The sequence below is a fragment of the uncultured Methanobrevibacter sp. genome (genome assembly GCF_902788255.1).
Taxonomy (GTDB): domain Archaea; phylum Methanobacteriota; class Methanobacteria; order Methanobacteriales; family Methanobacteriaceae; genus Methanocatella.
Genome location: NZ_CADAJR010000063.1, coordinates 1 through 2,706 on the forward strand (window position 1 = coordinate 1; position 2,706 = coordinate 2,706).

At 38.9% G+C, this 2,706-nt stretch carries 2 protein-coding genes; both read left to right on the forward strand.

The window, feature by feature from the left end:
- Positions 1-188 precede the first annotated feature (188 nt).
- Positions 189-1,598: a nicotinate phosphoribosyltransferase gene (locus QZV03_RS11155; protein WP_296876794.1), complete on the forward strand. Its 1,410-nt coding sequence runs from the start codon at positions 189-191 to the stop codon at positions 1,596-1,598.
- A gap of 9 nt (positions 1,599-1,607) precedes the next feature.
- Positions 1,608-2,579, forward strand: coding sequence for a choloylglycine hydrolase (bsh, locus tag QZV03_RS11160; RefSeq protein ID WP_292748082.1), 972 nt, complete (start codon positions 1,608-1,610; stop codon positions 2,577-2,579).
- Positions 2,580-2,706: the final 127 nt, after the last annotated feature.

Consider the following 2,706-nt stretch of genomic DNA (forward strand, 5'->3'; position numbering starts at 1 on the left):
GAAAATCACCCAGAAGACCTACATCTGCAAGAAAATTCAATATGAACTACAGATTAACATGAAAAAAGAGATATATAAAAAATCAAAAAGATAAAAAAAATTATGAAATTCTTAAATTGACGGCATTGTCTTTTTTTTCGTAACATTTATATTATTCAACTATCTAATATCTATTATAAAGTGATATTATGATAGAAAACAACATTTGTCTTTTAACAGACAGTTATAAGGTAACCCATCACTATTTCTATCCTAAAGGCACTGAAAAGATTTATTCATACCTTGAAAGTAGAGTAGGTGCTGAGTTTAACAAAACAATTTTTTACGGACTTCAATATATCCTCAAGAAATATCTTGAAGGCCAGATTGTCACTCAGGAAAAAATTGACGAAGCCGATAACCTGATTGCCAATCATATCGGTCCGGATATGTTCAACAGGGATGGCTGGCAATATATTTTGGATGAACATGACGGCCATTTGCCGATTGAAATAAAGGCAGTTGCGGAAGGAACTCCTGTTGATGTGGGAAATGCACTGATGACAGTCGAAAACACCGATGACAAGTCTTATTGGCTGCCTAATTACTTGGAACCTCTTTTGTTGCAGGTCTGGTACCCTTCAACTGTTGCAACTCTCTCAGCAGAGGTCAGAAAACTGTGCAATTTCTATCTTGAAGTGACAGGTTCCGTTAAGGATAATCTTGACTTCATGCTCCATGATTTCGGATACAGGGGTGCAACTTCAACCGAATCCTCAATGCTTTCCGGATCAGCTCATCTGCTCAGCTTTTCAGGGACAGACACCATTGCGGCACTGACAATACCTGAAAACTATTACAACGATTCCAATCTATACGGATTTTCCGTCCAGGCAACCGAACACAGCGTAATGACATCTCTCGGTCCTGAAGGTGAAATTTCACAGATTCTCAATGTAATCGATAATGCAAAGGATGGAGTGCTGTCACTGGTTATAGATTCATACAACTACAGGAACTTCCTCGAAGAATCCGGAAAATCTGGAACAGAGCTGAATGAGGCCATTCTGAATTTCCTGGATGGTGAGGATAACAAGGTCGTATTCAGGCCGGACAGCGGTGAGCCTGTATCCACAACCATTGATTGTCTGAATCTGCTTTCTGAAGGCTTTGGAAGCCATCTCACCGACAAGGGCTATAAGGTCTTTGACTTGAACATAGGACTCTTATGGGGTGACGGACTGAACTATCAGAAAATCCGTGACATATTGTTTGCCATGAAATCAGCCGGATGGGCCGCCCAGAACATCATATTCGGTATGGGCGGAGGACTGCACACAGCCGTCAATCGTGACACCCAGAGAAACGCATTCAAATGTTCAACCCAATTGCGTGACGGTGTCTGGCATGACATATTCAAGAATCCTCTTGATTCAAGTAAAAAATCAAAGACCGGAAGATTTAAGCTAATAAGAGAGAACAATTCATTCAGAACAGTTCCAATTGATAGTGAAGGTGAAGATTACCTTCAGACCGTATTTAAAGACGGAGAACTGCTGATTGATGATACCTTTGCAGATATCAAGCAAAGGGCTTTGAAATATTCAAATTTCTTATAAGGTGATAAAATGTGCACAGCAAGCAATTATATAACTGACAATCATTATTTTGGCCGTAACTTTGACTATGAAATATCCTATAACGAAAGGGTAACCGTTACTCCAAGAAAGTATGAGCTTAAATTCAGAAAAATAGATGATATTAAAACCCATTACGCTATAATCGGAATAGCTGCAGGCATTGACGAGTATCCATTATATTATGATGCATGCAATGAAAAGGGATTGGCTATTGCAGGTCTGAACTTTGCTGGAAATGCAGTCTACAGGGAATTTGAAGAGGATATGGTTAATATCACTCCTTTTGAACTGATTCCCTATCTGCTTGGGACCTGCTCCAGTGTGTCTGAAGCCCGTGAGGCATTAGGAAAAATCAATCTTGTAAACATTAACTTTGCCGATGAGCTTCCACTGTCCCCGCTTCACTGGATGATTTCTGATGAGGTTGAATCCATTGTCGTTGAACCCTTGGCCGACGGCCTGAAGGTCTATGACAATCCTGTAGGTGTTTTGACCAACAATCCTCCTTTTGACAAGCAGCTGTTTTACCTGAATAATTACAGGGGTTTATCTAACAAAAATCCTGAAAACACATTTGGTGTGGATTTGGAGGAGTACTCAAGAGGTATGGGTGCGATAGGCCTTCCGGGTGACTTGTCATCAGCTTCAAGATTTGCAAAGGTTGCATTTACCCGTGCAAATTCCTATTCGGATAATGATGAGGCAAGCAGTGTAGGTCAGTTTTTCCATATTCTTGGCTCAGTCGAGCAGCAGAACGGCTGCACATTCATAGATGATCCTGATTTGTATGAATACACAATATACACTTCCTGCTACAACACCAACAAGGCAATCCTGTATTACAGGACATACCATAACTCACAAATCACAGCAGTCGATTTGTATCGGGAGAATCTTGATTCATCTGAACTGATAAATTATCTTTTGATTAATGAAGAGCAATTCAACTTCATTAATTAAATATTTCCTTTTTTTAAACAATGCCGTTAATTTAAGAATTTCATTATAATACTTTAAATCAGTATTATGAAAATATTAAATTGTATTTTAGTGTACTATCCTTTAAGAATTTATCATTTTTAAAATT